Here is a 22,265-nt window from a genome sequence, read left to right on the forward strand (position 1 = left end):
GGGCCGTTTCGGGGCCATCATGAAGCCCCCGCTCGGCGCTGTCAATGCGAACGGATCGGGAGCATTGGCCAGGCGATCCCTAAAGCAACAGAGTCGGCACCGCGAATGCATAAGGGTGGTGACGATAGGCTCGAGGACGGCTCCTTGATATAATCGATTTCGTGAGGGTCTTCGAACGTCTTCCGACCCTCCGCGGGGGGCTGGCGATGCGTCGCGATATGGACGACACGATCCAAGGGTGGCCGTATGAACCCGAGCCTGGCGAGGTGATCGCACGCGAGCTCCGGGCGCGCGACGGTCGCATGGTGGTCCAGATCCGTGTCGAGCTCGGTGCGCTCCAGATGGAGGTCGTCGGGCGTCCGGACGGGACCCAGCCGCACGGCTTCACGACCTATCTCGACTACCTCCGCTATCGAGCCGGGAGCAAGGCGCGAGACCGCAGCGCGAAGGCGAAGTGGGCGATGTCGCCGGAGCACTGCACCGAGGCCGATCGCGAGTTCGTCCAGTATTATCATCGGCGGGTCGCCTGGTTGACGCTCCAGCGCTATGACAAGGCGCTCCTCGATACCGACCACACCCTGGCCCTGATGGACTTCGTTCAGCTCCACGGGCCGGATGAAGAGTACATCGCGTCCCACGAGCGATTCCGGGGCCTCGTCCTATTCCACAGGACCCAGGCCGCGGCCGCGCTGGCGCTCGAACGGCGGAAGCCCGAAGAGGCGATCGACGCCGTCCGCGAAGGGGCGGAGAAACTCGTGGCCCACCACAACCAATGGGCCGAGTCGCACGACCAGGAGGAGACCCCCAACCAACCCCTCATCGAGCAGCTTCGCGTCCTCGAGCAGGAGATCCGCAAAAACTTCGCCGTCGCGAAGACGTTGCGAGAGCAGCTCGACGACGCCGTCGCCGAGGAAGACTACGAGCTCGCCGCCAGGCTCCGCGACCAGATCAAGGCGCGGACGAAGCGCTGAGGTTCGCAGAGTGCGAAAGGGTCATACCTCGAGTCTTGGTCTCCGTCCGACCGGTTCAACCCGGCCAGTCGACGGTGGATGCCGGGAAAATCGGCCCCTCGACGCAGACGCGACGAAGGTCGACGGTCCCGTCGGGCTGCTTAATCGGCGCGACGCAACTGAAGCAGACGCCGAAGCCGCAGGCCATGTGGTTCTCGAGCGAGAGGTCGCATGGGATCCCGTGCCGCTCGACCAGTCGGGTGAGGGCCGCGAGCATAAGAGGCGGTCCGCAGCCGACAACCTTGGCCGGGCGTTCGCCGCGTTCGAGCCGGCGTTCGAGGAGTTGGGTGACATAACCGTGGTGGCCCGCCGAACCATCGTCGGTCGCGAGCTCCACCCGGATGCCCGCGGCCTCGAAGTCGTCGACCCCGGCCGCCAACGCCGCGTTGCGGACGCCGTAGAGCAAGGTTGCCGACGTTGCGAAGGGGCCCTGTCCCGGTTCTTCCCCCGAACTCTCTTCGCCGTAGGGCGCGAGCCCGAGCCAGCTCCGGCCGAGGGCGAGGAACGGGGTCTGGCCGATCCCCCCCGCGACGAAAACGACGGGCCCTGCGGGCGGAGGGCCGAAGCCATGGCCCAGCGGCCCCCAGACGGTGACACGATCTCCTGACCGGCGTCTCGCCAGCGCGGCGGTCCCTCGGCCGATCACGAGGTACACAACGTCCACGGCGACCGGCGTCCCAGCCCCGTCCCTCGCGACGTCATAGAGGGCGAACGGACGGCCCAGGAGCGGGTCGGTCCCCTCACCCGAGCGGATCATGAGGAATTGGCCGGGGAGGATGGACCGGGCCATCTCCGGATCGTCGAGGCGGATCCGGAACGTGTCCCGGGCCATCTCCACGTTTTCGAGGACGGTCACCGTCCGCTGGGCCGCGCACGCAGGAGCCACCGCTTCCAAGGTCCGGACCCTCACTTCGGGGAGAGGCCGGAGAGAGGCCATTCAGGGCATCTCACCGACCTCGAGTTGACGGCACGCGAGACTGCGTCGAAGGACGTCCCGCTCATTCCTCTCCCGCGTCACCGTCCTCGCGACGGAGGCGAGGCTTCCTGGGCCCGAGGGATGCTCGAGGGAAGGGGCGTTTGGGCATCGGTCGTGGCGACGGGGGTTCAGGTCTCCTCCCCGATTCGAGCCCGATGATCCGACGCATGGGCGGTCCATCATCTGACGATGGTTCGGGACGCGGCGGCGGGGTGGGGCCGCCCGCAGGTCGACGCTGCGACGGAGGAGGTCCCGACGGACGAGGAGGACGCGGACCCGGCCCGAGGTTCCCTCGGGCCGGCGGCCCTCCGGAAGTGGGGCCGGGGCGGCGCGGGCCACCTTCATTCGAAGGCCGACGTTGCGAGGGCGGGAGCCCTTCGGGGCGAGGCGGGCGACCACCTTCGCCAACGATCCGCCGGGTCGGCTCCTCGGAGTAGGAACCGGGACGTCTCGGCGCAGAATCGCCTGAACCTCGGCGTTGTGAGGGGGGCAATCCTTCGGGGCGAGGCGGGCGACCACCTTCGCCAACGATGCGTCGGGTCGGCTCCTCGGAGTAGGGGCCGGGGCGACGCGGGCCACCTTCATTCGAAGGTCGACGTTGCGAGGGCGGGAGCCCTTCGGGGCGAGGCGGGTAACCACCTTCGCCGACAATCCGTCGGGTCGGCGCTTCGGAATGGGGACCCGGCCGCCTCGGAGCGGAGTCACCCGCACCTCGGCGAGGCGAAGGGGGCAATCCCTCGGGACGAGGCGGGCGACCGCCGGTCGGGGGTCCATCGGATTCCGGTCGACGCACGCCAAAGGTTCGGCCGCGAGGCGAGGAGGACGGCGGGCCTGGCCTTCGGGGTCCACCGGGACCCTGGGGCTCGAATCGACGTCGCGGGGGTCCCGACGGAGGACCTTCCGAACGCACACCATCTCCATCCCGAGGCCTCGGATTGTACCCGGGGCCGCCCGAAGCGTTTTGCCGACGGGGTTCGCGAGGGGCGGGATAATAGGGATTCTTCCGTCGCGACTCACCCGGTCGGGCGTTCGTGCCTTCTCTGGGCCTCGCATCAGGGCTCGAGGCCTGCGGACGCCCGGGGCCTCGGGGCGCCTTGCGTTCGGCGAACCGCGACGGCGAGACGACGATCCCCGCGGCAACCTTGCGAAGCAGGTCGATCTCGGCGTTGGCGAGGGGGCGGAACTGGCCGGGGGTCAGACCTTTGAGGGTGATCGGGCCGACGGCGACGCGTGTCAGCGTCATGACCTTGTGCCCGAGCTTGGCGAGCATGCGCCGGACTTCGCGGTTCTTCCCTTCCGCGAGGACCATCTCGAGGACCGTCGACTCCCCTTTTTTGCCGACGACGCGGACCCGGCGAGCCCGGACCTTACCTTCGGCGAGCCAGATCCCTTCGGTCAGCTTGTTGAGGACCTCGCGGTCGGGGCTCCCGGCGACAACGGCCCGATACAGCTTCTCGACGCCGAACTTGGGATGGGCCAGCTTATTGGCGAGCTCGCCATCGTTGGTCAGCAGGATGAGGCCGGTGCTCATCTCGTCGAGGCGGCCGACCGTGTAGACCCGCTGGGGGATTTCGGGGAGGATGTCGACGACCCGGGGGCGTCCCGAGGGGTCGTTGTTCGTCGAAACATATCCCTTGGGCTTGTTGACGGCGAAGTAGACGATCTTCTCAGGATAGATCCGCTCGCCGTCGACGAAAATCTTGGAGTTTTGGGGGTCGACCTTGCTGCCGAGCTCGCGGACGACCTGGCCATCGACGGTGACACGACCCTGGAGGATCACGTCCTCGCAGGCGCGTCGGGAGCCGATGCCGGCGTGTGCGAGCACTTTCTGGAGACGATCGATGCCCGCGTCCGAATCGCCGCGCGACGTCTTGGGCGCGGAGGCTTTGCCTCGACGCGCCGGGCCGTTGGGCCTTGGGCCCTTGGGCGGGCCGGTCGGCCTCCGACCGTGACCTGAGCCGGGGCCGGCCGATTTCTGGCCGTGCGCCGGGCGGCGGCCCTGTCCCTCCCCTCGCGGGGGGCGGCGATTCGCCATGGGAATCCGAATCCTTGCTTCTCGGGAACCGTGTCCAGATGGGGTCTGGCGCAAAAAAACGCGAACGCCGGGGCGTTCCTCAACACTTAGAATATCTCCCAACACCTCGGAATGTCCAGGGGCCTGCCCGAGGTTTTTCCAAGGATCGTTGGGCTCCGGAACCGGAACCCTGAGCAAATGGACGGGGGAAACCTGCCCGACATCTGCTGCGCCTGCCGGATCAGCGGGCGGTCAAAGTCGACCGATCGTCCGGGTTATCACGATCCGGGAACATGGCGATGGCGCATTGCGGGAACCATCCTTGGATTTGAGGGTATTGTTTCCGGTGATGTCAATTGTCAACGCCCCGTCTACGCACCGGCGGGCGCGATGCGACCAAGGCCGACTCGTCACGCTGGCGGCTCGACCTCTTCGGGATTAGCGTTGAGTGCGACCGAGATCGGATCTCCGGACCACGAGACCTGGATGGAGTCCCGACCATGTACGTCCTCCGACGGAGCGTGAACATCACCCTGATCTTCTCGACGATCCTGGCCGTCGGGGCAGGGGGGTGTGGCAAGATGGGAGCCGGCCATTCGGCCGACGCTCGCGTCAAGGCAGGGAACGCCCCGAAGACGGGAATCACCGTCTCCGACGAGGACTGCCGGGCCTTCGCCGACCGGACCCAGGAAGAAGTGGCGATGGGCGATTCCGCCCGTTTCGCGTCCGAGATCGATTGGGAGGCCATCCTCGAAGCCGCGACGGCCGGCATCCCGGCGCCGGAGGCGGCCCGGAAGGGGTTCATTGGAGGCGCGAGGACGTCGATCCTGGCGGATAACCGGTACGTCAAGGAGATCCTCGAAACCACGCGCGACGGCGGGGCGTACACGTTCCTCCGGATCTTCACCCGCGACAAACGCAAGGGCGTCTTATTCCGAATGATCTCGGCGGACGGGGCGATCAATTACCACTTCTACATCCTCGCCAAGCGTGACGACAAGGTTGTCCGCGCCGTCGACGTGTATACGTTCCTCTCCGCCGAATTCGTCTCACAGCCGATCCGACGACTCTACGCATACACGGCCACGCACAGCTCGCGGGGGATACTGGATCGGCTCCGAGGTTCGGAGCAGGCATTCCTCAAGGAATTCCCCCAATTCCAACAGTTGATGACGGCCCAGGCCCAGGGCCGACCCCAGGACGCGTTGAAGATCTACGATGGCCTCTCGGAGGTCGTGAAGAACGACAAGACGGTGCAGTTGATCCGCCTGCGTGCCGCGGACGCAGCGGGCGAGACCCTGTATGAGACGGCGCTCGAAGACTTCCGCAGGCGATACCCCAACGATCCGTGCGTGGACATGATCTCGATCGACTACTTCACGATGAAGAAGGACTATCCGAAGGCGCTCGAGTGTCTCGGTCATCTCGACAAGTCGGTGCATGGCGACCCTTACCTCCACGTACTCCGCGCCGGCGTCTCGCTCCTCGCGAACGACCTCGTCGCCGCGGAGGATGAGGTCCGAAAGGCCATCGCCGAAGACCCCACACTGCAACAGGCCTACGACAGCCTGATCGTCGTCACCCTCCGCAAGAATGATTTCGACGGGACCCTCTCCGCCCTGAAGGCGCTCCACGACAACTTCGGAACCCATTATGAGGACATGACCAAACTTCCGGAGTTCTCCGAGTTCGTCAAATCGCCCCAGTACCGGACCTGGCAAACCCTCGACATGGCCAACGCAGAGAGAAGTGAATCGGATCTCAAATGATCGGCCCACCCATAGGATCAGGCCACTTGCGAGGGGACTGGAAGGCCCTAGCCCAAAGGGCGGCATTTCCTCTCCACGCCAGACCTCAGCCTCGAGAGTCTCAACAACCCCGACATCTGAGTTAGGAAAAGGGCGAGCCCATTTCCCCAGAAATGGGCCTTGTTCCAGACCGGCGATTACCGAGCCAAGGCCCTGAATCTCCTGGGACGTCCGCCGGCATGACCGGGATCACGGCTGAGGTGTCACGTCTGGTTGAGCAGCGTGCTGAAGGCCGTTGTGAATACTGCAAAATGCATCAGGAACCCCAGGGAGCCACCTATCACGTCGAGCACATCCATCCACGATCTCGGGGTGGTGACTCGAACATCAACAATCCGGCCTGGCGTCGTCCTGGCTGCAACCTGCGAAAGTCCGACCGAGTCGAGATGCTCGACCCAATTAGCACGGAGATCGTTCCCCTGTTTCATCCAAGGAAGAATGATTGGACCGAACATTTCATCTGGGATCGCTTATGAAGTCGTCGGTCGTACGGCCTCCGGGCGAGCCACCGTGCTCGCCCTGGAGTTCAACCATCCGAGACGATTGTTCATCCGCCAGGCGGAAGAGCTATTTGGGTGGTCCCCGCCTTGATAAGTCGGGTCGAGGCGAGGTCCTCGATCTCTGGGGGTCTCGAGGATGAGACACGGCTGCGTCTTTGGATTTCCTTTAACAATTTCTTGTTCACCCCCTCACACCGCAGGCGCGGCCGGCTGCTGCTGAGAGAGGCAGTGGAGGGTGCCCAGGCCGAGGACGAGATCGACGGCGTGGATGCCAACGACTTCTCGGCCGGGGAAGACGGAGGCGAGGGTGTTCAGGGCCTCGCGATCGGCCGGGTCATTGAAGGTCGGGACGATGACAAGGCCGTTGGCGATGTAGAAGTTGGCGTAGCTCGCGGGGAGGAGTTGGCCTTCGAAGGTCACCGGCGATGGCATCGGGAGGGTGACGACCCTGAGGGGCTGGCCGTCCTGGTCGCGCGCCTCGTGGAGTCGGCGAAGGTTGTCCTGGAGCGGCTCGAAGTTGGGGTCGGACTCTCGACGCTCGATGACCGTGACGACCGTGCTGGGATCGACGAAACGAGCGATGTCGTCGACGTGGCCGTGGGTGTCGTCACCAGCGATCCCCCGGCCGAGCCAGATGACGTTCCGGATGCCGAGGTGATCGGCGAGCGCGCGTTCGATCCCGGCGCGGTCGAGGCGGGGGTTGCGGGCCTGGACCTCGTCGAGCAGGCATTCCTCGGTCGTCAGCAGCGTCCCCCGGCCGTTGACGTCGATCGCCCCCCCTTCGAGGACCACGCGGATAAGTTCGCCGTCGGCCTCGGCCCGGGGCACCCACCGCTTCAGGCCAAGACGCTTCGCGATCCGGCGCGGGAGGCGGTCGTCGTCGTGGTGGTTGTCGTATTTCGCCCAGGCGTTGAACCGCCAGTCGATCGTCGCGACGCGGTCGGCCGGCTCCAGGTCAGGCCGGTCGTTGACCACGAATGTCGGGCCCGAGTCGCGGAGCCAGACGCGGTCGGTCGGCGCCTTGAAGAACTCGACCCGGTCGAGGTCGACCCCGTGGAGGAGGAGTTGTTCGGCGGCCTTCGCCTTCGCCTTCTTCCCCTTGATGACGATGTTCACCCGCTCGACCCGGCTCAGGAGTCGGACGATCTCGGCGTAGACCCAGGGGACCGGCGCGAACTTGCCCGGCCAGTCCTCGCGGTTGTGGGGCCAGGCGATCCAGGTCGCCTCGTGCGGCTCCCACTCGGCGGGCATCCGGTATCCGAGTCCGGCGGGGGTTTTGGGTTCGGTCTCGGCTGCGGTCTCGTGTTCGCTCATGGGGTGGGGTCGAGGAAGCGTCGGGTGATCGATCCGTAAGCGTCGATGCGGCGGTCGCGGAGGAAGGGCCAGTTGCGCCGGGTCTCTTCTTGGAGGCGGGGGTCGCAGGGGACGATGAGGATCTCCTCGGTGTCCCTCCCCGCTCGGGCGAGGACGCGGCCGAAGGGGTCGGCCAGGAACGAGCCGCCCCAGAACTCGAGGCCGCCGTCGGCGGGCCCTTCGTGCCCGACGCGGTTGACCGCGGCGACGAACAGGCCGTTGCTGATCGCGTGGGCCCGCTGGACGGTCTCCCAGGCGTCGGCCTGCGCCGCGCCGAACTCGGCCTTTTCGGCCGGGTGCCAGCCGATGGCCGTGGGGTAGAAAAGGACCTCGGCCCCCTGCAAGGCCGTCAGGCGGGCGGCCTCGGGATACCACTGGTCCCAGCAGACCAGGGTCCCGACCTTCGCCACGCTCGTCTCGATCGCCTGGAACCCGAGGTCGCCGGGCGTGAAGTAATACTTTTCGTAATAGAGCGGGTCGTCGGGGATGTGCATCTTCCGATACATGCCGCGGACGGAGCCGTCGACGTCGAAGACGACCGCCGTGTTGTGGTAGAGGCCCGCCGTCCTCCGCTCGAAGAGCGAGCCGACGACCACCAACTTGGACTCGCGCGCCACCTCGGCGAGGGCCTGCGTCGTCGGCCCGGGGATCGACTCGGCGAGGTCGAACCGGGACGCGTCCTCGACCTGGCAGAAGTATTGCGTCCGAAACAGCTCGGGCAGGCAGGCGATCTGCGCCCCCCGCCCGGCGGCCTCGCGGAGCGCCTCGCACGCCCGGCGTACGTTGTCGTCGGGGTCGGTCGAACACCGCATCTGCACCAGGGCGACGTTGAACGGTTTCGCGGTTCGGCTCATCTCGAGGCGTACCCTCCCGGGGTCAATTCCCGTTATCAAACGTCCTTTATCCTAACCGGGACGTCAAGGGGGGGGACGCGCCCGGCTTGTCCGCACGGGAGGCCAACTCTCGGCATGAGGCGGTTTACAGGGGCGTCGCCCGGACGGAGGTCTTCGGGCTGGAGACGCCGACGGCGTGGACCTTCACCTTACGCTCCCAGATCGAATCGCCGCAGAACGCGAAGAGCGTGTCCATATCACGTCCCCCGAGACAGCCGCCGACGGGGCGACGGCTCCCGGGATGGGCAGGATCACCTGGCCCGACTCGTCGTCGCTCATGACCTTCCCGGTCTCTCCCGAAACGGCGATCACCTCGCCCTTCGGCCCCACCGTCAGGCCATCCGCTCGACCGGCGTCGGGGAGGAAGTCATTGTGCTTCCCGTCGAGGTCGATGCGGCGGACCTGGTTCTCCGAACGCTCGACGAAGAACACCTCGCCTCGCGCGTTGACGGCGGGCCCTCGCGCGTCATGGCGGCCCTCCGCGAGGAGTTGCCAGGGCTCGGCGGGGAGGATCACGTCGCGCACCCTCGGGGCGCCCGGCCCGGCCCGGCCCGGACGGGCTCGGGCCAGCCCTTCCAGGGGTAGCTCATCGCCTCGCGGAAATTGTCGTAGTATCCCGCGACGTGGCCGCCCTCGATCGTCCGAAAAACATCACCATAACCCGAGAACTTCAGGCCTTGTCCATCTCCTGGTCGAGCAGGAACCGGTCGCCGGCGCAGTTTTCCATGTCCCTATGGTGCCGGTGGTCAGGAAGGACCGGATCGGCTTCGCCTCGAATTTGCGGACGAGCGTGGGAAACCGACCCCGCTCGCACGGGACAGGGTCGAGCAGACCGAACCCATTCGGTCAAGCCAATGCTGGCCTCCTGCCACCGGGCGTTTCCAACCCCGAGTCCCAGGCGAGGGCGAGGGCGGATCCGCAGGACGACGGATCCGGGAGAGGGTTGCTGCAGTGACCCTGGCAGAAACCGGGTTGGCTCATGCCCCCGCGGGGCACCCTGAGATCACGAAAATCCCCCAGCGTCCGCAGATTGAAGCAGGAAGTGGGATTTTCCTAGCAGAAACCGGATTTCTTGAGAGGGAGAGGTCGACGAGGACTTTGGCAGAAACCCGGATTTGAGTAAAAATGTAGGGCTCCTGAAGCCGGAGAGGGCTAACGGAGGAACTCGGGGATAAACTTCCCGCCGTTGCCGGAGGAGTTGGAGGTGTGGAGCCCGGAATGCCCCTCGGCCCCGGCGCTGCTCAACCAGGGCTGGTTGGTGCTGCCCGGGCTCACGTTCTTGGTGCTCTACCAGGGCTCGTCGATCGCCTCGAAGAAATAGCCGATCACACAATGATCATTCGCCCACTTGGAGAGGGCGTTAATAGTAGGCCGGCTCGTTGGCGACGGTGCTCGACTTCCCGCTCGCGTCGCAGAACTTAATCCCCCGCGAGGGCCAGCCGGTCTCACCGATCATCACCTGGAGGGACGGCTTCAGCGCAACGGCGGCGTTCTAACATGTTCGTATTTGTTCTCCCCGGCCCTGACGGACGAAAGCATCCGGCTCGTCCCTCGAAGACTGAGGAGTAGGCCGGGCACTGGTTTCGCGAAGAGGGGATCGAGGAGGGATCCGATGTCGATCGACGAGCGACCACGACCACGGCCTCCGATGACGGAGGAGACGCCCCCGATTTCCGCGGGGGAAGGGCCTCGAGAGGCGCGATCCTCGACGGTCCACGCCGGGCCCGTCCGTGCCGGCGAGCGGGTCGCCTCGGTCGACGTGATCCGGGGCGTCGCGCTCCTGGGCATCCTGGCGATGAACATCGTCGGTTTCGCCTGGCCCTGGGATGTCTATGAGATCCCCACCCGCGACCCCGACGCCTCGAGGCTCGACATCGCCTTATGGGGCCTCAACCATGTCGTCTTCGACACCAAGATGATGACGTTGTTCTCGATGCTCTTCGGCGCGGGCTTGGTGCTGATGTCCGACCGGGCCGACGTCCGAGGGGCCTCGATGCGGGGAGTGTACTATCGGCGGGTGGCCTGGCTCCTGGTCATCGGCCTGATCCATTCTTATTTGATTTGGGATGGCGACGTCCTGGTCCTCTACGCGTGCTGCGGCTTCCTCCTCTATCCGCTCCGGAGGCTCTCGCCGCGAACCCTGATCGTCGCCGGGATTGCCTTCAACCTGCTGCTCGTCCCGATCCTGATGGCCACCCGACTGGTGATCGTCCCGTATGTGAAAGAGGCGTCGGTTCGGGTCAAGGCCGAACTCAAGGCGGGGCAGGCGCCAAGTTGGCTCGACACGAAAGCCAGCGAAGCCTGGGAGGAGATGGCGAAGGTCGACTCACCTCGACGCGAGGAGTTCTTGCAGGACGTCCTCGCGTATCGAGCGGGGTATTTCGATATCGTCAAGCACCGGGCCGGCGGCCTGGTCTGGGAGCAGACCTTCGGATTCGTCCTCGGAGGGCTCTGGTTCGCGGGGGGCCGGATGCTCATCGGGATGGGCCTGATGAAGCTCGGCGTCTTCTCCGCATCACGATCCCACCGGACGTATGCATGGATGACAATCCTCGGCTACGGCGTCGGCGTCCCGCTGATGGCCTTCGACGCGGTCTACGAGGCACGGCATGGGTTCTTCCTCGGTCATCGCCTCGACCACGCCCTTGCGGGATGGCCGCTCCTGACCGTCTACGGGGGCTTCCCGGTTGTCTTCGGGCACATCGGCGTCACGATGCTGGCCTGCAAGGCGGGCGTCCTGACCTGGCTGACCCGACGGCTGGCGGCCGTCGGACGCATGGCCCTCTCCAACTACCTGTTCGACTCGATCGCCTGCACGACCCTCTTCTATGGCTACGGCTGCGACTTCTTCGGCGTCATCCACCGGACCCTCCTCTATGCCATCGTCATGACGATCTGGGCCGTGCAACTCCTGATCAGCCCGCTTTGGCTCGAGTCCTTCCGATTCGGCCCGGCGGAATGGCTCTGGCGTTCGCTGACGTATGGGGAGCGCCAGCCGATGCGCCGGCGCCCCGGCACGCCAGCCGCCCCCGCGAGTTGAGAGGGCTCGACGGACGGGCGAAATCGGCGGCCTTAGTTGAAGGAATCGAGGAATTCATGCTGATGCGACGACCTGTGGATCGCCCCGCCGGAGGCCGGAAGTCGGGCCGACGGCAACACCGCGCGTAGGCCCTGCGCGACGGCAACGGATCCGCTTCATGGTGAATCCTGGCAACTTGTATTGATTTTCGTCGAGTCTTGGATCACAATGGGGTCTTAATAAGGAAGGGATGATCTAGGGTTTGCGATGCCGCAACTCCGAGTTGAGCTCGAAACCCAAGAGGCGTTAATTGCCCCGATGTGGGTTCACGCTCACTCCGGTCCGATCAATTGATCCTCCTCGCCCCCGACCGAGACCTTCGCGGGAACCCGCGGACGGGAAGGAAGAGGCTCTTGGAACTCGAGATCGGATCGTTGGACAACATCTCGCCCCCCCCCCGCCATCCTCATTTCTCGCCGCCTCAAGTCGAGGCGCGTCGAACGCTGATGCCCTTTTGATCACACTCTAACCCCACCGAATTCGTCACGCCAACGCACACCCCAGCCCCCCTACTGTCCCGAAAGGCCGGGGCGTAGGTTCGGGTGGGCCGGAACGTCGCTCAACGGCTTCGAGGCAAGGCCCTCGTGGTCGGCGAACTTCCCGACTCCGGGCGTCGCTTCCGCCGAGTGGACCAATGTACGACGACTCCGTCTTCGCCAAGGCGATCCTCGAGACCATTCGTGAACCGTTGCTCGTCCTCGACGGTCGGCTCCACGTCGTCCTTGCGAATCGCTCCTTCTACGCGAAATTTCAGGTCACGGCGGAGGAGACGGAAGGCCGGAAGATCGCCCGGATGGGTGACGGCCAGTGGAACATCCCCGCGCTCATCTCTCTCCTGGTCGAGATCATCCCCCGGGAGGCCTCGTTCGAGGACTTCGAGGTTGACCACGACTTCCCGAAGCTGGGCCGTCGGGTCATGTTGCTGAACGCGCGGAAGATCGCGGGCGAGGGAGATCGCCCCGACATGATCCTGCTCGCGTTCCAGGACGAGACGGCGCGTCGGACGGCCGAGGCCCAGGCGTCGATGTATGCCGCCGAGCTCGAGCGGAGCAATCGCGACCTGGAGGACTTCGCCTCGATCGCGTCGCACGACTTGCAGGAGCCGCTCCGCAAGATTCGATCCTTCGGCGAACGACTCGAGAATGCCTGTGGCGCCTCGCTGGAAGGGCCGGCCCGCGATTATCTCGCCCGGATGCAGGCCGCGGCCGAGAGGATGCAGTCGCTGATCAACGACCTACTGACCTACGGGCGGATCTCCACCAAGGCCCGCCCGTTCGTCGCGGTCGACCTCGGGCGGGTCGTCGGCGAGGTGCTCCGCGACCTGGAGGTCCAGGTCGACGCCGCAGGCGCGTCGGTGGAGCTCGGCCCGCTCCCGACCATCGAGGCCGACCCGACTCAGATGAGGCAGCTCTTCCAGAACCTCCTCGGCAACGCGCTGAAGTTCCGCCGGCCCGACGTCGCGTCGACGATCAAGGTCCACGCCGAGGTGGTCCACGCCGGAGTCCACCCTCCCGATCCAAGAGCCCAGAAGGCGTTCCGGATCGAGGTCGAGGACAACGGGATCGGGTTCGAATCGAGACACGCCTCGCGCATCTTCCAACTCTTCGAGCGGCTCCACGCCCGGCACACCTATGAAGGGACCGGTATGGGCCTGGCCATCAGCCGCAAGATCGTGGAACGGCACGGCGGCACGATCTCGGCCACCGGCATCCTCGGCCAAGGCTCGACATTCCACGTCGTGTTGCCCGCCCGGCGCACCCCAGAGAGGTAAAGTCCATGGCATCTCAGAACAGGGTCATCACGATCCTGATGGCCGACGACGACCCGGACGACTGCGAATTCACGAGCGAGGCGCTCAAGCAGAGTCGTCTCATCAATGATCTTCGGATCGTCCGCGACGGCGAGCAACTGCTCGATTACCTCCTCCTGCGCGGGGACTACGAGAACGACCCCAACGCGACGCGGCCGGACCTGATCCTGCTCGACCTGAACATGCCCCGGATGGACGGCCGCGACGCCCTGAGAGCGATCAAGCTGCATCCCGACCTGAAACGGATCCCGGTCGTGATCCTGACCACGTCGAAAGCAGAGGAAGACATCTTTCGGAGCTATGACCTGGGGGCGAACTCGTTCATCACCAAGCCGGTGTCCTTCTCGGGGCTCGTGCAGGTGATGAAAGACCTCGGACGCTATTGGTTCGAGATCGTCGACCTGCCCAACGACCCTGAGAGGGCCTGAGATCGATGGACGAGCGGCGAACCCGGGTTCTCTTGGTCGAAGACGATGAGGACGATTTCGTCCTGGTGCGCGACTATCTCGCGGAGATCCCGGGAGACGGCTACTCGCTCGATTGGATTCCGGACCCCGAGACCGCCCTGACCGTGATCGCTCGAGACGAGCACGACGTCGTCCTGATCGACTATCGCCTCGGGGGCCGCAATGGCCTCGACCTGGTCGAAGAGGCCATCGTCGCGGGGTACAAGGCCCCGTTAATCTTGCTCACCGGCCAGGGAGGCCTCGAACTCGACATCCAGGCCATGCAGCTCGGGGCGTCGGACTATCTCGCCAAGGGGCGGTTCGACGCGCGCCAGCTCGAGCGGAGCCTCCGCTACGCAATCTGGCACCGCGATTCGCAGGAGGCGCTCCGGCGGGCCCGCGACGAGCTCGAGGGTCGCGTCCGGGAGCGGACCGCCGAAATCGAGCGGGCCAACGACAGCCTGCGCTCGGAGATCGCCGAACGAGAACAGGCGCAGGAGGCGCTACGACGGGCCCGCGACGAGCTCGAGGATCGGGTCCGGGAACGGACCGCCGCGCTCGAACGGGCCAACCGCGAGCTCTCCGCCGAGGTCGCCGAGCGAGAGCGGGCCGAGGTCGCGCTCCTCGAGCGGGAACAGCTCTTCGACGCCTTCATCAACAACAGCCCGGTGATCGCGTGGATGAAGGACGAGGAAGGACGATACCAATTCGCCAATCACGCCTTCAACCGCCTCTTCCACCTGGAGGACCAGACCTGCCTCGGTAAGACGGACTTCGAACTCTGGCCGGTCGAACTGGCGCAACGATTTCGCGACCACGACCGGTCGGTGCTCGTCGAAGACCGTGCCATCGAGTTCGTGGGCCAAGTCCCTGGCCGGGATGGCCCACCGCACGACCTGCTCTACTACAAGTTCCCCGTGAACGCCCCCCAAGGACGACGCTTCATCGGAGGGATCGCGGTCGACGTGAGCGAGGAGCGGCGGAAAGAAGGGGAGCTGGAGCGGAAGTCCCGGGAGCTGGCGCAATCCGAAGAAGCGTTCCGCCATCAGACCAGGATCTTGCAGTCGATCCTCGACAGCATGGGCGACGGGGTGGCGGTGGCCGATGAGGGAGGGCGGCTCCTGTTCTTCAACCCGGCGGCCCAGGCGATCCTCGGCACCGGGACGACCGGATCACTCGGCGACGAGCACGCGGATGATCACGGCACCCGCCTCGACGAAGGGGCGGCCTTTCCGTCCGAATTGATCCCCATCGCCCGGGCGATCCGGGGCGAGTACGTCTCCTCCGAAGAGATCTTGATCCGGAACAGCACGCACCCCGAGGGGCTCTGGCTCAACCTCACGGCTTGCCCGCTCCGCGACGACGAGGAGCTGACGCCCCGCGGGGGCGTCGCCGTCTTCCGCGAAATCACGGAGCAGAAGCGGGCCGAGCAGGAGATCCGCAGCCTGAACGTCGGGCTCGCCCGACGCGTCGAGAAGCTCGCCGCGATGCGCCGGATCGATCTGGAGATCACCTCCGGCAACGACCTCCGGCTGACGCTCGGCGTGATCCTCGACCACGTCCTCTCCCAACTCGGGGTCGACGCGGCCTGCGTCCTCCTGCGCGACCCGCACGCCCACAACCTCGAATTCGCCAACGGCAAGGGGTTTCGGGCCCAGGGCCTCGCGAGGACCCCGGTCCGCCTGGGCGTCGGGCCTGCCGGGGTCGCCGCGATCGAGCGCCGGACGATCCACGTCCCCCGCTGGCCGGGCGACGGGAGGCATTCGCCGGACCCGAGGCCGCTCGCGGACGAAGGGATCGTCGCGTATTGGGCCGTACCCCTGCTGGTCAAGGGGCAGGTCGAGGGGATCCTCGAAGTCTTCCACCGCGACGAGCTCGCCCCCGACCTGGAATGGCACGAGTTCCTCGACACGCTCGCCGCCCAGGCGGCGATCGCCATCGACAACGCCTCGCTCGTCGAGAACCTCCAGCGCACGAACCTCGAGTTGGCCATCGCCTATGACGCCACGATCGAGGGCTGGTCGCGGGCGTTGGACCTGAGGGACCACGAGACTGAAGGGCATTGCCAGCGCGTCACCGAGATGACCCTCCACCTCGCCCGCTCCATGGGCCTGGGTGCGTCCGAGCTCATCCACATCCGCCGGGGCGCCCTGCTGCACGACATCGGGAAGATGGGGATCCCCGACGCCATCCTGCTCAAACCCGGGCCCCTCGACGAGACGGAACTCGCGACGATGCGACGCCACCCCACCTTCGCCATGGAGATGCTCTCCCCGATCCCCTTCCTGGGATCGGCCCTCGACATCCCTTATTGCCACCACGAGAAGTGGGACGGCTCCGGCTACCCCCGCGGCCTCAAAGGCGAACAGATCCCGCTCGCCGCCCGAATCTTCGCCGCCGTGGACATCTGGGACGCCGTCCGCTCCGATCGACCCTACCGCAAGGGCTGGCCCATCGATCAGGTCCTCGACCACATCCGATCGCTGGCAGGCTCCCACCTCGACCCCAAGGTCGTCAAGGCATTCCTCCCCATGATCGATCCCTCCAAGTCAGGCGGCTGAGCGGTCGAGTCCCGGACCCGCGCGCCACGCTTTTCCTCTTAAGCTCGGCCTGCATTGAAGCGGCATGCGTCGCCGACGACCGGTAAACCCCATCCGTCCGCTCTATCGATCGTCACAGGTCGTTGGCCCGCCGCTCGCCGACCGGCAGGATTGCCCTCGTCACGATAAACGCCAGGGCGAAATCCCTCGGGATCGCCGATCACGAACGAAAGCCCAAAAACGACAAGGCTCCATGACCGTAGCCGCGACCATCCCACGATGGATGGAGTCGAGCGAGCCGCGAAAACACAAAAATACTTTTATTTATAATCTCCTGGAATGGGTCGCTGCTCGTAGTCCGTGAGAGTTCGCGGCGTCATGGAGGTTCGCAAGGCGTTCAGCACGGCAAGGACATCGATGACCTCTTGCGTGATGGCACCCACCACCGGCGGCAGGTACCCCGCCGCGGCGACACACATGCCGACGAGACTCAATCCCATGCCGCCAATGGCACTCTGCAAGGCGATCATCCGCATCCTTCGCCCGATATGCAGCAGCTCATCTACCCGTTCCAAAGAGCTATCCAGAATGACGGCACCTGCCGCCTCGGCGGTGACATCGCTCCCTTGCCCGAAGGCAATCCCCACGGTCGCCGCCGTGAGAGCCGGAGCGTCGTTGATACCATCGCCCATGAAGACCGAATTGGCGCGTTGCGTCTCGGCGCGCACGAGGGCTAATTTCTGTTCGGGACTTTGGCTCGCATGAACTTCCGTGATATCAACCTTTTCGGCGAGGTAGCGGACCTCGGATTCGCGGTCGCCCGAAACGAGTAGGACACGTTCAAAATTATGCCGAGGTTTCAAGTGCCGGACGAACGATTTGCTCTCGGCCCGGGGTTCGTCGCGGAACCTGAACGTGGCCGCATATTGGCCGTCGACCAGCACGACGCATTCCAGCCCACCTGCGAGGGGGGGGAGCAAATCGACGACTTCCGGGGATTGGGCGGCGAACTTCTTCCGGCTGGTCACCTGAACGGTCCGCCCATCGATAACACCACGCAGGCCCTCACCCGGGCGTTCGCTGACCTCGCCAGCCTCGATGAATGGCAGCTTTGCATCAGCAGCGGCGTCGATCATGGCCGAGGCGAGAGGATGCCGCGAATAGCGTTCGAGGCTTGCCACGGCCGCAAGTGTTTCGTCCCTGGAGAAGCCAACGGCAGGGAGCACTTCGGTCAATTTGGGCTGCCCATAGGTAAGCGTGCCCGTCTTGTCGAAGATCGCGATCCGGCAGGTATCAATCTTCTCCAGAACGGCCGGGTCTTTGATGATGATGCCCCGGCGTGCCGCTAGTGATACAGAACCAATGATCGCCACGGGGATGGCAATCAACAGCGGGCAGGGCGTGGCGACGACCAGCACGCCCAGAAACCGCAAGACATCGCCGCTCAGTGCCCATGCGAGCAGGGCGATGACGATGGCCAGCGGCGTGTAAACGGCCCCGATCTGATCGCCGAGTCGCCGCAATTGGGGCCGCTTTTGCTCCGAATCGCGCATGACTTGCATGATCTTGGAGTAACGCGAATCGACGGCGGTTTGTTCCGCCCGGATCGTCAAGGCCCCGTCGCCGTTGATGGCCCCCGAAAGCACCGCCGAGCCAGTGGTTTTGGGCAGGAGATAAGGCTCACCCGTCAGGTACGATTCGTTCATCGTACTGTTCCCTTCGAGCACGCGACCATCGACCGGGCAGGTTTCGTGCGGGAAGACGACGAGACTATCGCCGACCGCGACATCGGTCAGGGCTATGTCCCCCATCACTCCTTCGATCCGCCGGTGTGCGAGGGATGGCATCCGCCGGGCGAGTGCTTCCAACGCGAAGGACGCCCGGCGGACGGCGTAGTTCTCCAAGGCCTGACCGCCGGAGAGCATGAGGACGACGAGGGTCCCGGCCAGGTATTCGCCGAGCAACACCGAGGTAACGATCGAAATCCCCGCGAGTAGATCGGAGCTGAATTCCAGACGCGACAGGCGAACCACCAGCCCAACGACGAGCGGAGAGCCGCACGCCAAGGCGATCAGCAGCGGTATCGCGGGGATGGGAAAGCCGAAAGCCGCACCCGGCGGCCCAAGGCCGAATCGCAGGATCAGGTGAATGGCGATGGCCACCAGTGCGACGACCGCGATCACGACGTCATTCTCGCAATGGGCCGCGATCATTTTAAATGCCGATGTTTTCATTTTTAATAAGCTTTCATATCTTTGCATTCGTGACAAGCATGGAACTCCGATTGCTTCATGGGAGTCGCGCGGCCGTGATCGCCCGCCCGTGAGACGTGATCCGATCTCCCCGATCTCTACGGCCCCATGTCCACAGGCGCGCAACCCTCAGTCTTAATCCAATAGTCCGCCTGCCCATTGCATTGGTAGGCTTTCCTGCCTCGCCCGATTTTTTCCATCTTACCCGCACGCCCCCGTTTCCCCAATGATTCTTTACAAATCCACCGTCCATCCACTTTACATTGCAATACAAATCACCAATATAAACGTTGATTTAGCGAACAAATTTTTTATTACATTTACATCAATATTATTGATACCGTCTGTTAACATAATCTTTTTTCATGTATTTTTTAATTTTAATATAAATAGGACTCTCTCGCGAAGAGTCGAAGGCCGGCAAAACCGCCCATCGAAGGGGTCTTCGTGGAGATGAGGCGGATCTTCTGCGGGCCCCAGTCTCCTGCCGCCGAGGCCATGGAAGGGTCTCGCTGGATCGCGGAGCAGTCGCCCGCTCCCGCCACCCGCTGGCCCGGCGGCCCTAGACCTAAAACAAGCGTACCCGGCACGATGACATAGGGATGACAGCGGTCTGCGCCCTATAAAACAAGGCATGCCACGAAACTATGGAAATCGAAGAGGCGCTCACTCGAAAACGCACACGCTCGCGCAAGTGCCGTTGCCAAAACCCCTTAAATCCAAGTTGGAGGGGCGTGAGAGGGTTTTCGATACGCTTGGTTTAGGCCTAGAGCGGTTCGCGTTTGCGTTGCCCACGCCGGAGGTAATGGGAACAGTCGCCCGCCGTGGCCTCGAGCCCCGAGAGACCAGGACCTACCCGGCCGGGACCCGGTCCCCGTTTTCCGCCACCGTCCTCAAACGCAAGTGAGAGCCGCTCTGGGGCTGTTGCCGTGACGTTGACCGCCTCCACTACGGCCGCGATCGAAAACGACACGGCTTCGGTGCTCGCCGATCGGAACTCCCCCTGTGGACCGATCGGGCCGGAAAAGCCAGCATGAACGACGGTGAGCCGTTGGATATACTTGGACGAGCTGTCGTTCCCGAATGAGGAGGATGGCCTGGACCGCCCGGCGACTTTGCGACGAGCCCGCCCGGAGGAGAGACGGAGCCACCATGCGTCGAACGAGTTGGATCACCGCATGCGCCCTGGGGCTTTGGCTCTTCGGCGCCGGAGTTCGGTCGGCCTCGGCCGGGGACGATTTCGTCTTCTATCACGAGAACGTGATGGGGACGTCGCTCGAGCTCCGGGTCGCCGCCGATGACGGCGAGGCGGCGCGTCGGGCCGAAGGCCGGGTCCTCGGCGAGATCGTCCGCCTCTCGGCGATCTTCAGCGGGTACGACCCGTCGAGCGAGTTCCGCCGCTGGCAGGCCGGCCCCGGGGGTCCCGTGAAGGTCTCGCCGGAGCTCTTCGAGGTCCTCCGGGCGTGCGACGCCTGGCGGGAAAGGACCGAAGGGGCGTTCGACCCGAGGGTCCAGATCCTGACTCAACTCTGGTCGTCCTGCGCCAAGCGAGGCCGGACGCCGGACCCCGACGAGTTGGCCGAGGCGACCCGACGGATGAGGCATGTGGCCTGGCGGCTCGACCCGTCCGCCGGGACGGCCGAATTCCTCGCGGAGGGCTCGCTCAGCCTCGACGGGATCGCCAAGGGCTTCATCGTCGGGAGGGCCGCCGAGGCCGCGCTGGACCGCGCCCGGGGGATCCGAGGCGTGCTCCTGAACGTCGGCGGGGATCTACGCGTCGTCGGCGACCTCGCGAGGACGGTCGGGATCGCGCCCCCCTTGGGAGACTCGGAGTCTTCGGAGCCTATCGCGTACGTAGAGGTCCAGGGCCGGGCGCTCGCCACGAGCGGGAGCTCCCAGCGCGGGATTCGGATCAACGGCCGCTGGCATTCTCACATCTTCGACCCGAGGACCGGCCGGCCCGCCGATCGGGTCCTCGCCGCGACGGTGGTCGCCGACCGCTCGGCCGACGCCGACGCGCTGGCGACCGCCTTCAACGTGCTCGAGCCCGAGCAGGGCGTGCGGCTGGCGAACTCGCTACCGGGCGTCCAATGCATGATCCTGTCGGCCGACGGCCGAGTCGTCAGGAGCGAGGGCTGGGACCGCCTCGAGCGGCCGAAGCCGCTGCCGGTCGCGCTCGCCGACACTCCGAAGGACCCCGCGACCAAGCCCGAGGCCAAAAAAAAGACGGGCGAATCGAAGAAGGCGGTCCCGAAAACAAAGGTGGCCGAAGGAGACTCGTGGGGCAAGGAGTTCGAGCTCCTGATCGACTTCGAGATCAACCGCCCCGAGCCCGACCCCGAAGGGAAGCGCTATCGTCGGCCGTATGTGGCCGTCTGGGTCGAGGACAAGGACGGTTTCCCCGTGCGCAACCTGGTCCTCTGGATCTCGCTCGGCGGGCCGGGCCCGTTCCAATGGCTCCCCGACCTGAAGCGCTGGTACCGGGCCGACCAGGAGCGCCGGGTCGTTGACAAGCGAGATATGATCACCACGATCTCGAGGCCGACCCGCCCGCCGGGCAAATACTCCGTGATCTGGGACGGCAAGGACGACCACGGCAAGCCGGTCCCCCCCGGCGAGTACACCGTGTTCATCGACGCCGCCCGGGAAAACGGGACGTATCAGGGCCTCCGCCAGCCCGTCGTCATCGATCGCAAGCCGTTCGCCGAGGAACTCAAGGGTAATGTCGAGATCAAATCCGCCACGATCGAATACCGACGGAAGGCCCCCCGGAAGTGACGAGGAGGGAGCGGCTCCCGCGGCCCGGCCAAGGCGTCGCCGCCTCGCCATCCGGGTCGCGGCGGTCTCACGCTGGATCCACATTTATCTGTCGATGTTCGGCCTGGCGGCCGTCCTCTTCTTCAGCGTGACCGGCATCACCCTGAACCACCCGAACTGGTTCTTCGGCGAGGCCGAGCGCAGCGTGCAGGCCGAAGGGGAGGTCGACGCCAGGTGGCTGCACGTCGACAACCCGGCATCTCCCTCGCCTTCGAGCGAACCGGACCCGGCGGGCGGGGTCGCGAAGCTGGAGGTCGTCGAGCATCTCCGCAAGGCCCACGACATCCGAGGGGCCCTGACGGAGTTCCGCGCGGACGACCGGGAATGCGTCGTGACGTTCAAGGGGCCGGGCTACTCCGCGGACGCATTCATCGACCGGGAATCGGGCCGATACACCGTCACCCAGTCGTTCCACGGCCTGATCGCGGTCATCAACGACCTCCACAAAGGCCGAGACACCGGCCCGGCCTGGTCGCTGGTGATCGACCTGTCGGCCGCATTGATGACCCTCATCTCCCTGACGGGCCTCATCCTGCTCTTCTACCTGAAGCTCAGGCGCCTCCCCGGAGTGGTCGTGGCCCTGGTCGGCACGGCCGTCGTCGTGGCGGTCTACCTGTTCGGGGTCCCTTGATCGGACCTCCTCCCCAAGTTCCTCGTGACTTTGTGCCTTTGTCCTGAAGCGAGTCCTCCCGCCCTATCACAAGGACCGTCGAACCCGTTGATTTGAGGAGGGCCAGCGGTTAGCTTTTGGGTCGTTACCCTCGTGG

General features: G+C 65.3%; 15 protein-coding genes and 1 pseudogene. 9 read left to right on the top strand and 7 right to left on the bottom strand.

Annotated elements, in window-relative coordinates; genetic code table 11:
- Positions 1-206: 206 nt before the first annotated feature.
- Positions 207-971, top strand: coding sequence for a UvrB/UvrC motif-containing protein (locus ACYOEI_RS08835; protein WP_462849038.1), 765 nt, complete (start codon positions 207-209; stop codon positions 969-971).
- Between the two features lie 55 nt (positions 972-1,026).
- Here ACYOEI_RS08835 and ACYOEI_RS08840 read toward each other — a convergent pair whose 3' ends face one another.
- The 3 genes and pseudogenes from ACYOEI_RS08840 to ACYOEI_RS08850 form a co-directional block, all read right to left on the bottom strand.
- The gene (locus ACYOEI_RS08840; RefSeq protein ID WP_462849039.1) at positions 1,027-1,947 is read right to left on the bottom strand and encodes a dihydroorotate dehydrogenase electron transfer subunit; all 921 of its coding nucleotides are present in this window, start codon (positions 1,945-1,947) and stop codon (positions 1,027-1,029) included.
- Complete coding sequence (locus tag ACYOEI_RS08845; protein WP_462849124.1) at positions 1,948-2,907, bottom strand: hypothetical protein; 960 nt, start codon at positions 2,905-2,907, stop codon at positions 1,948-1,950. It abuts the gene before it with no gap.
- A 307-nt stretch (positions 2,908-3,214) separates the two neighbouring features.
- Positions 3,215-4,021, bottom strand: a pseudogene (locus ACYOEI_RS08850) (pseudouridine synthase); the annotation flags it as partial.
- Between the two features lie 479 nt (positions 4,022-4,500).
- On the opposite strand from ACYOEI_RS08850, the gene ACYOEI_RS08855 reads away from it, so the two are divergent.
- Together ACYOEI_RS08855 and ACYOEI_RS08860 are read left to right on the top strand one after the other, a co-directional pair.
- Complete coding sequence (locus ACYOEI_RS08855; RefSeq protein WP_462849040.1) at positions 4,501-5,769, top strand: tetratricopeptide repeat protein; 1,269 nt, start codon at positions 4,501-4,503, stop codon at positions 5,767-5,769.
- 218 nt (positions 5,770-5,987) lie between these two features.
- On the top strand, positions 5,988-6,284 hold the full coding sequence (locus tag ACYOEI_RS08860; RefSeq protein WP_462849041.1) for an HNH endonuclease: 297 nt from the start codon (positions 5,988-5,990) through the stop codon (positions 6,282-6,284).
- Positions 6,285-6,497: 213 nt separating this feature from the next.
- Here ACYOEI_RS08860 and ACYOEI_RS08865 read toward each other — a convergent pair whose 3' ends face one another.
- The 3 genes from ACYOEI_RS08865 to ACYOEI_RS08875 form a co-directional block, all read right to left on the bottom strand.
- Complete coding sequence (locus ACYOEI_RS08865) at positions 6,498-7,622, bottom strand: agmatine deiminase family protein (protein WP_462849042.1); 1,125 nt, start codon at positions 7,620-7,622, stop codon at positions 6,498-6,500.
- Entirely contained in the window at positions 7,619-8,515 is an 897-nt protein-coding gene (locus ACYOEI_RS08870) for a carbon-nitrogen hydrolase (protein ID WP_462849043.1), read from the bottom strand. The genes ACYOEI_RS08865 and ACYOEI_RS08870 overlap by 4 nt, the downstream gene beginning before the upstream one ends.
- A gap of 183 nt (positions 8,516-8,698) precedes the next feature.
- Positions 8,699-9,079 carry an SMP-30/gluconolactonase/LRE family protein gene (locus tag ACYOEI_RS08875; protein ID WP_462849044.1) on the bottom strand — a complete coding sequence of 127 codons (381 nt, stop codon included), beginning with the start codon at positions 9,077-9,079 and terminating at the stop codon, positions 8,699-8,701.
- Positions 9,080-10,166: 1,087 nt separating this feature from the next.
- Here ACYOEI_RS08875 and ACYOEI_RS08880 point away from each other — a divergent pair.
- From ACYOEI_RS08880 to ACYOEI_RS08895, 4 genes are all read left to right on the top strand, one after another.
- The gene (locus ACYOEI_RS08880) at positions 10,167-11,594 is read left to right on the top strand and encodes a DUF418 domain-containing protein (protein ID WP_462849045.1); all 1,428 of its coding nucleotides are present in this window, start codon (positions 10,167-10,169) and stop codon (positions 11,592-11,594) included.
- Positions 11,595-12,267: 673 nt separating this feature from the next.
- Positions 12,268-13,404, top strand: coding sequence for a sensor histidine kinase (locus ACYOEI_RS08885; RefSeq protein WP_462849046.1), 1,137 nt, complete (start codon positions 12,268-12,270; stop codon positions 13,402-13,404).
- Positions 13,405-13,409: 5 nt separating this feature from the next.
- Positions 13,410-13,871, top strand: coding sequence for a response regulator (locus ACYOEI_RS08890; RefSeq protein WP_462849047.1), 462 nt, complete (start codon positions 13,410-13,412; stop codon positions 13,869-13,871).
- Between the two features lie 5 nt (positions 13,872-13,876).
- Positions 13,877-16,450 (top strand): HD domain-containing phosphohydrolase, encoded by a 2,574-nt coding sequence (locus tag ACYOEI_RS08895; protein ID WP_462849048.1) that lies wholly within the window; start codon positions 13,877-13,879, stop codon positions 16,448-16,450.
- A gap of 299 nt (positions 16,451-16,749) precedes the next feature.
- Here ACYOEI_RS08895 and ACYOEI_RS08900 read toward each other — a convergent pair whose 3' ends face one another.
- Positions 16,750-18,663 (bottom strand): heavy metal translocating P-type ATPase, encoded by a 1,914-nt coding sequence (locus ACYOEI_RS08900; protein WP_462849118.1) that lies wholly within the window; start codon positions 18,661-18,663, stop codon positions 16,750-16,752.
- A gap of 1,170 nt (positions 18,664-19,833) precedes the next feature.
- Between ACYOEI_RS08900 and ACYOEI_RS08905 the strand changes: the two genes are divergently transcribed.
- Positions 19,834-21,459, top strand: a complete 1,626-nt coding sequence (locus tag ACYOEI_RS08905; protein WP_462849049.1) for a DUF2271 domain-containing protein — start codon at positions 19,834-19,836, stop codon at positions 21,457-21,459.
- Entirely contained in the window at positions 21,404-22,129 is a 726-nt protein-coding gene (locus ACYOEI_RS08910; protein ID WP_462849050.1) for a PepSY-associated TM helix domain-containing protein, read from the top strand. Before ACYOEI_RS08905 ends, ACYOEI_RS08910 begins: the two co-directional genes overlap by 56 nt.
- Positions 22,130-22,265: the final 136 nt, after the last annotated feature.

The organism is Singulisphaera rosea (genome assembly GCF_054877945.1).

What these genes read in the sequence shown, in the direction of transcription:
- ACYOEI_RS08835 (WP_462849038.1), top strand. Translation starts at nt 207, where the DNA reads ATGCGTCGCGATATGGACGACACGATCCAAGGGTGGCCGTATGAACCC.
- ACYOEI_RS08840 (WP_462849039.1), bottom strand. Translation starts at nt 1,947, where the DNA reads ATGGCCTCTCTCCGGCCTCTCCCCGAAGTGAGGGTCCGGACCTTGGAA.
- ACYOEI_RS08845 (WP_462849124.1), bottom strand. Translation starts at nt 2,907, where the DNA reads ATGGAGATGGTGTGCGTTCGGAAGGTCCTCCGTCGGGACCCCCGCGAC.
- ACYOEI_RS08855 (WP_462849040.1), top strand. Translation starts at nt 4,501, where the DNA reads ATGTACGTCCTCCGACGGAGCGTGAACATCACCCTGATCTTCTCGACG.
- ACYOEI_RS08860 (WP_462849041.1), top strand. Translation starts at nt 5,988, where the DNA reads ATGACCGGGATCACGGCTGAGGTGTCACGTCTGGTTGAGCAGCGTGCT.
- ACYOEI_RS08865 (WP_462849042.1), bottom strand. Translation starts at nt 7,622, where the DNA reads ATGAGCGAACACGAGACCGCAGCCGAGACCGAACCCAAAACCCCCGCC.
- ACYOEI_RS08870 (WP_462849043.1), bottom strand. Translation starts at nt 8,515, where the DNA reads ATGAGCCGAACCGCGAAACCGTTCAACGTCGCCCTGGTGCAGATGCGG.
- ACYOEI_RS08880 (WP_462849045.1), top strand. Translation starts at nt 10,167, where the DNA reads ATGTCGATCGACGAGCGACCACGACCACGGCCTCCGATGACGGAGGAG.
- ACYOEI_RS08885 (WP_462849046.1), top strand. Translation starts at nt 12,268, where the DNA reads ATGTACGACGACTCCGTCTTCGCCAAGGCGATCCTCGAGACCATTCGT.
- ACYOEI_RS08890 (WP_462849047.1), top strand. Translation starts at nt 13,410, where the DNA reads ATGGCATCTCAGAACAGGGTCATCACGATCCTGATGGCCGACGACGAC.
- ACYOEI_RS08895 (WP_462849048.1), top strand. Translation starts at nt 13,877, where the DNA reads ATGGACGAGCGGCGAACCCGGGTTCTCTTGGTCGAAGACGATGAGGAC.
- ACYOEI_RS08900 (WP_462849118.1), bottom strand. Translation starts at nt 18,663, where the DNA reads ATGAAAACATCGGCATTTAAAATGATCGCGGCCCATTGCGAGAATGAC.
- ACYOEI_RS08905 (WP_462849049.1), top strand. Translation starts at nt 19,834, where the DNA reads ATGCGTCGAACGAGTTGGATCACCGCATGCGCCCTGGGGCTTTGGCTC.
- ACYOEI_RS08910 (WP_462849050.1), top strand. Translation starts at nt 21,404, where the DNA reads ATGTCGAGATCAAATCCGCCACGATCGAATACCGACGGAAGGCCCCCC.